Origin of the sequence: Microbulbifer sp. (assembly GCF_051659245.1) — a bacterium.
Classification (GTDB): domain Bacteria; phylum Pseudomonadota; class Gammaproteobacteria; order Pseudomonadales; family Cellvibrionaceae; genus Microbulbifer.
Genome location: NZ_JBOFOC010000207.1, coordinates 1 through 4,627 on the forward strand (window position 1 = coordinate 1; position 4,627 = coordinate 4,627).

A 4,627-nucleotide genomic window follows, 5' to 3' on the forward strand; every position below is an offset into this window, starting at 1 on the left:
GTGCCTGAATAGAGTCCGGTGGAGTAAGCAATTGCGTGCTCTCGCCCATTTTTATTTTGTCTGCATGGCGCTGCTCTTGTGCGGTACCGCCGCGGCACAATCCCCGCCGGACGACGCCGAAAAAGTCACCGTGGGCTCCCCCTACGTGGATATGTACACCGGCCCGGGCCGCGGCTACCCGATTTTTCACGCACTGGAATACGGCGAGACCCTCTGGCTGCTCAAGCGGCGCACCGACTGGGTCAAGGTGTCGACCCGCAGGGGAATCACCGGTTGGGTGCGCATCGCGGACCTGGGGGAAATCTACGGCGAGAACGACGAGCAGGTGGTGCTGCCGGTGCCGGATTACCGCGACTACCGCACCCAGGATTTCCACCTGGGATTCAGCTACGGCGACTTCGACGGCGCCAGTTCCCTGGGGATGACCCTCGGCTACCGATTTACCGCGAATATCTCCGCGGAACTGCGCGCGACCCAGGCGGTGGGCGAGTTTTCCGACAGCCGGACCTACCAGGTGGCAGTGGTGCACCAGCCGTTCCCCGATTGGCGGCTGTCGCCCTACTTTATGCTGGGCACCGGGGTCAATATCACCTCGCCCAACGCCACCATCGTGGCCACCGAGGATCGGCGGGACACGGCGATGCTCACCGGGGTGGGAATAAAAACGCACCTCTCCCGGCGCTTTGCACTGCGCGCCGAGCTGGCCAATCACTACCTGCTCACTTCGCGGGAAAATAATCAGGAGATAGTGGAGTGGAAACTGGGTTTCGACGTTTTTCTGTAATTATCGCCGCGTCCCTGCTGGCTTCCGCCGCCTGGGCGCAAGAGGATGACGATATCCTCGGCGAAATTATCTCCCCGGATCTGGAGCGGCGGGAAATCCGCGAGGCGCAGATCGACAGCGAGAATTTCGAGATCACCCTCTTTGCCGGCGGCGTGATGAATGTGGAGGATTTCGGCTCCAACCCGCTGTACGGCGCCGCCCTTGCCTACCATATCAACGAGGACGTTTTTATGGAGGCCGCCTACGGGCAGACGGAGTTGGGGGAATCCAGTTTCGAGCGTCTCAGCGGCTCGGCGCCGCTGCTCACCGACGAGCAGCGGGAACTCAGTTACTACAACCTCTCGCTGGCCTGGAACCTGTTTCCCGGTGAATACTTCCTGTTCGACCGCTGGGCGCTGAACAGCAACCTGTACCTGATCGGCGGTATCGGCAGCACGGCCTTTGCCGACGAGGAACATTTCACCTACAACGTCGGTGCCGGCGTGCGGGTGCTGACCAAAGACTGGCTGGCGCTGCGCCTGGATGTCCGCGACCATATTTTCGAGCACGAGATTTTCGGCGAGGCGCAGAGCACCAACAATCTGTCCGCCCAACTCGGCATTTCCATTTACTTTTAGTTAGAGGGATTTTTTCATGATCCGTTTATTGACCACCATTTTACTGGCGTTTTCCACACAACTGGCTGCGGCCGCCGAGCCCTCCCCGGATTTCACTTTGGCCTCCAACAAGGGTGACAACCTGCGCCTGGCGGAACAGCGCGGAAAAGTGATCATGCTGAATTTCTGGGCCTCCTGGTGCGGCCCCTGCCGCCAGGAAATGCCGCTGCTGGACGAACTGAACGCGCGCTATGAAGCCGCCGGTTTCCAGGTCTGGGGCGTGAACGTGGATTCCAAGCGCGCCGACGCGGAGCAGATGCTGGGCAAGATCCCGGTGGACTTCCCCGTCCTGTTCGATAGCAAAGGCGAGGTGAGCAAGCTGTTCGGCGTGGACGCCATGCCCAGCTCGGTATTTATTGACCGCGACGGCAAGATCCGCCATGTGCACCGCGGATTCCGCGACGGCGACGAGGCCGCCTACAAAAAAGTCATCAAGGAACTGATCCGGGAGTAGAGCCATGTCCCGTCCACTACTGCTGCTATCCGTCGCCGCCGGCCTGCTGTTCCTGCAGGGCTGCACCGTAACGCCGTGGGTGCAACCCTACGAGCGGCACTACCTGGCCGATCCGATCATGGGCTTCGAGCGGGACCCGGTGGCCGCCGGCTATATGAACCACGTGTACGAAGCCCGCGAGGCGGCCCGCGGCGCCGAGGGTGGCAGCGGAGGCGGTTGTGGCTGTAACTGATCAATTTCGATGGACCTCCTTTTTGTCGCGGGCATGGGCGGATGGCCGCCCCCCCGCTCCTACATGGCTGCTGTGGGCCTGGATGTTCTTCCCCCTCGCCGCCGGCGCCGCGGTACTGCCGGAAGAGCGCGCCGACACCATGTACCACTCCTACAGCGGCGGCGGCGTAACCATCGACGGCCCCTCGGTGCTGGTGCGCAAGAACGTCGGCAATTCCCTTTCCCTCTCCGCCAATTACTACGTGGACATGATTTCCGGTGCCTCCATCGACGTGGAGGCCACCGCCAGCCGCTACTCCGAGCAGCGGGACGAATACTCCCTGGGCGCGGACTACCTGGTGGACAAAACCACCCTGAGCCTGGGCTACACCAACAGTTCGGAAAACGACTACCAGGCGGAGACGGTATCCTTCGGCATCAGCCAGGATTTCTTCGGCGACCTCAGCACCCTGGGCCTGCGGGTCAGCTACGGCAGCGACGACGTCTTCCGCAACGGCGACGACAATTTCGCCGCACAGGCGGAACACCGGCGCTACTCCCTGAACTGGAACCAGATACTCACGCAAAAGCTGATCGCCGAACTGAGCGTGGAAACCGTCTCCGACGAGGGCTTTCTCAACAATCCCTACCGCAGCGTGCGCTTCCTGGACCCGGATTCCGGCACCGGCTTCAGCTACCAGCCGGAGTTCTACCCCACCACCCGCAATAGCGACGCGGTGGCGATCCGCGCGAAATACCGCCTGCCCTACCGCGCGGCGATCAAGGGCGAGTACCGCTACTACGCCGACAGCTGGGGCATCCGCGCCGACAATATCGAATTCCGCTACACCCATCCGCTGGAAGAAAAGGACCAGTGGATACTGGAAGGAAAGCTGCGTTTCTACAAGCAGTCCGGGGCGGACTTTTACAGCGACCTCTTCCCCTACCTCAACGCCACCAGTTTCCGCGCCCGCGACAAGGAGCTGAGCGACTATGCCAACACCTCTGTGGGTATCGGCGTCTCCTACGTGCTGCCGGACCGCTGGTCGCTGCTGGACCGCAAGAACACCGTCAACCTCTACTGGGACTATATGCTGTTCGACTACGACAATTTCCGCGATGTGACGGTGCATGGCGGCGTCAGCGACATAACACCGGGAGAGGAACCCACCTACAGTTTCGGCGCCAATGTAATTCGGCTATTCTGGTCAATCTGGATCTGATGATCGGCAACGCCGATCTTCCTTTCCGCTCCCGGCGGATTTGTCCCTGGTGCTCATCCTCCGGGTGCCTTCGGCGTCCAAATTTGTTCCCGACAAATTTGTCGCGGGCATGGCCCGCTCCTACAACAGAATCGCGATTTTCAAAGAAATCCTGATAACCTGGAGAAACCCACCATGAACAAAGTACTCGTCCCCATCGCCGAGGGCTCCGAGGAAATCGAAGCGGTCACCATCATCGACGTGCTGCGCCGCGCCGGCGCCGAGGTCACCGTGGCCTCGGTGATGCCGGAAAAACGCATCCGCGCTTCCCGCGGCGTGCACATCGAGGCGGACCGCCTGTTCCGCGACCTTCCGGAAGCCGACTGGGACCTGATCGCCCTGCCCGGCGGCGTACCGGGCGCGGAGCACTTTCACGACTGTGAAGCGCTGATACTGCTGGCGGAGGAACAACTGAGCAGCGACCGCTGGCTGGGCGCCATCTGCGCTTCGCCCGCAGTGGCCCTGGGCCGCCACGGCTTACTGAAAGACTACCGCGCCACCTGCCACAGCGGCTTCCGCGAAGAATTGCAGAAGCAGGCCAAATCCGTGAGCGACGAACCGGTGGTCTGCGACCACAACCTGATTACCAGCCAGGCACCGGGAACGGCGATGGCGTTTGCACTGCAACTGGTGTCGAGTCTCTTTGGAGAGGGAAAGGCGCGGGAAGTGGCGGAGCCGATGGCGGTCAGCATCTAACCGCCGGATTCCCCTCCCCCCACAAAACCGCCCCGCCCGACGGCCGCCGCCACACCGTAAAATCATTTCCGGATCTCCCTGTAGGAGCGGCCCATGGCCGCGATCGGCATCCAAAAAAACCTCAAAGACCCCCGGCCCCACACCAGCCCCGAATGGTGCCCACGGCGCACCCTACAAAACCGCCCGCCCGACGGCCGCCGCCACGCCGTAAAATCATTTCCGAATCTCCCTGTAGGAGCGGCCCATGGCCGCGATCGGCATCCGAAAAAGACCTCAAAAGCTGCCGGCCCCATACCAGCTCCGAATGGTGCCCACGGCGCACCCAACAAAACCGCCCGCCCGACGGCCGTCGCCACACCGTAAAATCATTTCCGAATCTCCCTGTAGGAGCGGCCCATGGCCGCGATCGGCATCCAAAAAAACCTCAAAGACTCCCGGCCCCACACCAGCCCCGAATGGTGCGCAAGGCGCACCCAACAAAACCGCCCCGCCCGACGGCCGCCGCCACGCCGTAAAATCATTTCCGAATCTCCCTGTAGGAGCGGCCCATGGCCGCGATCGGCAT

The 4,627-nt window shown here is 62.0% G+C and carries 6 protein-coding genes; all 6 read left to right on the plus strand.

The window, feature by feature from the left end; genetic code table 11:
• Positions 1–784: SH3 domain-containing protein (locus ACRC0P_RS19235; protein ID WP_438632927.1), on the plus strand; the 784-nt coding region annotated here is incomplete at its 5' end.
• Entirely contained in the window at positions 754–1,401 is a 648-nt protein-coding gene (locus ACRC0P_RS19240; protein ID WP_438632928.1) for an outer membrane beta-barrel domain-containing protein, read from the plus strand. The genes ACRC0P_RS19235 and ACRC0P_RS19240, both read left to right, overlap by 31 nt.
• A 16-nt stretch (positions 1,402–1,417) precedes the next feature.
• Positions 1,418–1,894: a TlpA family protein disulfide reductase gene (locus ACRC0P_RS19245; RefSeq protein ID WP_438632929.1), complete on the plus strand. Its 477-nt coding sequence runs from the start codon at positions 1,418–1,420 to the stop codon at positions 1,892–1,894.
• A 4-nt stretch (positions 1,895–1,898) separates the two neighbouring features.
• A complete protein-coding gene (locus ACRC0P_RS19250) occupies positions 1,899–2,126 on the plus strand; it encodes a DUF4266 domain-containing protein (RefSeq protein ID WP_308365077.1) in 228 nt (75 codons plus the stop codon).
• 82 nt (positions 2,127–2,208) lie between these two features.
• Positions 2,209–3,327 (plus strand): DUF3570 domain-containing protein, encoded by a 1,119-nt coding sequence (locus ACRC0P_RS19255; RefSeq protein WP_438632930.1) that lies wholly within the window; start codon positions 2,209–2,211, stop codon positions 3,325–3,327.
• A gap of 174 nt (positions 3,328–3,501) precedes the next feature.
• Positions 3,502–4,062, plus strand: coding sequence for a DJ-1 family glyoxalase III (locus tag ACRC0P_RS19260; RefSeq protein WP_438632931.1), 561 nt, complete (start codon positions 3,502–3,504; stop codon positions 4,060–4,062).
• Positions 4,063–4,627: the final 565 nt, after the last annotated feature.

Bases quoted from the DNA above. Each gene is read 5' to 3' on its own strand.
- ACRC0P_RS19260 (WP_438632931.1), top strand. From the start codon at position 3,502: ATGAACAAAGTACTCGTCCCCATCGCCGAGGGCTCCGAGGAAATCGAA.
- ACRC0P_RS19245 (WP_438632929.1), top strand. From the start codon at position 1,418: ATGATCCGTTTATTGACCACCATTTTACTGGCGTTTTCCACACAACTG.
- ACRC0P_RS19250 (WP_308365077.1), top strand. From the start codon at position 1,899: ATGTCCCGTCCACTACTGCTGCTATCCGTCGCCGCCGGCCTGCTGTTC.
- ACRC0P_RS19255 (WP_438632930.1), top strand. From the start codon at position 2,209: ATGTTCTTCCCCCTCGCCGCCGGCGCCGCGGTACTGCCGGAAGAGCGC.